Source organism: Gemmatimonadota bacterium (assembly GCA_026702745.1).
Lineage (GTDB): Bacteria > JAAXHH01 > JAAXHH01 > JAAXHH01 > JAAXHH01 > JAAXHH01.
The window spans coordinates 1-2,532 of record JAPPBT010000040.1 but is presented as its reverse complement, the minus strand read 5'-3'; the positions used below and the strand labels follow the sequence as shown (position 1 = coordinate 2,532).

Sequence of the window (2,532 nt, the reverse complement as noted above, 5' to 3'; positions counted from 1 at the left end):
AACCAGGCGGCGCCGGCCCGGAGCCAGTGGTCATACACGGTGAAGAAGAACCGGACACCGATCTCGGCGTGCGCTTCGAAGGTCTCGTCTCCTACGAGCGACCCCGCGTTCCGGCCGGCCGCGACGATCCGTGACAGGGTATCGGATACCACCTTCTTCACCTCCGGGCGGTACATCTCTCCGGGATAGCCCATGGTCTGGGCCAGGTCGCCCGGGGCGACGAAGAACACGTCGATGTGGTCGACGGCGAGGATCTCGTCCAGGTTCTCCACGGCTTCGATCTCCTCGATAAGCACGATGACGAGGATCTCGTCGTTCACCTTCGCGATGAACTCGCTGTTCTCGGTGCCGTAACCCCGGCGGTTGAAGTACATGCCCCGCATGCCGGCCGGGGCGAACCGGCTGGCCCGGACCACGCGTTCCGCCGCCTCGGCGCTGCTCACGTGAGGGACGACCAGCCCGCTGACCCCGCAGTCCAGCGTACGGCCGATCAACCCGGTCTCGTTGGCGTGCACCCGCATCACCGACGCCATGTTCCACAGGTCGCAGGCCCGGGATACGTCTCCGATCCGGTCGAAGGTGATGTCCCCGTGTTCTCCCTCGATCCAGTAGCCGTCGAAACCGAACTGCCCCATGAAATCGATGGAATTCGCCGTATGGCTGTGACCGCCGACCACGTGGGCGACTTCACCGGCCCGTAGTTTTTCCAGCACCCTGTTTCCTCGCATCGGCCTTGATTCTCCTATTCAAAAACCGGACAGAAACGGACTTCCGTCAACAACCCGGCATGCTGATATGTTCGGTGGATTACCAATCTGGACAAGTTAGGCGGTAACCCCGCATTGACAAGGCTTTTCTAACGGTGAAATGTATCGTATCGTCTTGACACCACAGGGGGGCAACTTTAGAATAGACGGGCTGTCTTGTATCGGTCGGCGACCCGTCCATCCACGCTATCCAGGACTATCCATGACCACTCAATCCAGACATCCCATCACTGCCGAAGAAGCGGCCTACTGGTCGGAGATCCGGAAACAGTTCTACCTGATGGACGACGTGACCTATCTGCAGGGGGGAACGGTAGGTCCCTCCGCCAGACCGGTCATCGAACGCATCATCGAACTCATGCGGGAATTCGAGACGGATCCGCTGAACCGACGGCACGGAGACCTGCTCAGGCCCCTGGTGGAGGCATCCAGGGAGAAGCTGGCCCGGTTCGTGGGGACGACCCCGGACCGGATCGCCCTCGTGCTGAACACGACGATGGGCATGAACATACCCGGCCAGGGCCTGATCTGGGAGCGGGGCAGCGACGTGCTTCTGAGCGACCAGGAATACCCCGCCGTCCGCGCCCTGTGGACGTGGCTGGCCGAGCGGGACGGACTGAACCTGAACTATGTTTCCCTGCCCATTCCGCCGTCCTCGCCACAGGACATCGTGGACGCCTATTCGGCAGGCATGACGGAGAACACCAGTGTGGTGATCTTCAGCCACGTTTACTTCACGACCGGACTGGTCGCTCCCATCACGGAGCTGACCCGACTGGCGCACGCCCACGGGGCCGTGGCCATGGTGGACGGCGCCCACGCCGTGGGGATGGTCCCTCTGGACCTGTCCGAAGTCGGATGTGACTTCTACGCAAGCAGTTCCCACAAATGGCTGCTGGCGCCGAAGGGCGTGGGGTTCCTCTACATGGATAAAAAGTACCAGAACCGGATCCGTCCCGTAATTATCGGCCATAATATGCGCGAAACCGATTCGGCCAGTCGCTACGACGTAAACGGGACCCGGGACCAGACCCACCATGCCGGCCTGGGAGACGCCATCGACTACCAGGAGGAAATCGGCTGGGAAAGCAGGATCCGGCCCTATTGCCTCGGCCTGGCGCGGTACCTGAAGGCCCAGGCGGTCGAGCGGATACGGGGGGCCCGCCTCACGATCCCGATCGATGAATCCATGTCCGGGTTCATTTCCAGTTTCTCGATCGAAGGCATCGACCTGTCGAAGGTATGCCAGTATCTCTGGAGCGACTACAAGATCGAGGTGACCGCCCTCGGTGTGGATGGCCAATCGTTTTTCAGGGTGTCCACCCATTTCTACGATTCCTACGACGACATTGACCGGTTCATCAGCGCGATCAACGAAATCATCGCGAAGTATCCCGACGTGAAACTGGATTGAACGTGCCCATGACCCGTCCCAAACTATTGCTGCCCGGTCCAATCGATATCTGGGAGGAAACCCTGGAGGCGCTCAGCCAGCAGGTATTGCCTCACTACGGTGAAGACTTCGGACCGATCTACGAAGAAACCGTATCGATGCTCAGGACCATTTTCCAGACCCGCAACGACGTAATCATCATGACGGCCCCCGGTTCGGGCGCGCTCGACGCCGGGCTCAGCAGTCTCTTCCAGCCGGGGGAACAGGTGGCGGTGGTGACCAACGGACCCTTCGCCAATCGCCTCGTCGAGATACTGAAGGCCTTCCGGTGTGAGCTCATCGCCGTGGACGACCCCTGGGCAGAGCATCGCT

General features: G+C 61.0%; 3 protein-coding genes. 2 read left to right on the top strand and 1 reads right to left on the bottom strand.

Going from position 1 to position 2,532, the window contains the following annotated elements; all coding sequences use genetic code 11:
* On the bottom strand, positions 1-728 hold a 728-nt coding region (locus OXH56_06620), incomplete at its 3' end, for an aldolase/citrate lyase family protein (GenBank protein ID MCY3554982.1).
* A gap of 241 nt (positions 729-969) precedes the next feature.
* Between OXH56_06620 and OXH56_06615 the strand changes: the two genes are divergently transcribed.
* Together OXH56_06615 and OXH56_06610 are read left to right on the top strand one after the other, a co-directional pair.
* Positions 970-2,181 (top strand): aminotransferase class V-fold PLP-dependent enzyme, encoded by a 1,212-nt coding sequence (locus OXH56_06615; protein ID MCY3554981.1) that lies wholly within the window; start codon positions 970-972, stop codon positions 2,179-2,181.
* A gap of 8 nt (positions 2,182-2,189) precedes the next feature.
* Positions 2,190-2,532, top strand: a 343-nt coding sequence (locus tag OXH56_06610) for a hypothetical protein (GenBank protein ID MCY3554980.1), incomplete at its 3' end; no start/stop codon positions are given.

What these genes read in the sequence shown, in the direction of transcription:
- OXH56_06615 (MCY3554981.1), top strand. Translation starts at nt 970, where the DNA reads ATGACCACTCAATCCAGACATCCCATCACTGCCGAAGAAGCGGCCTAC.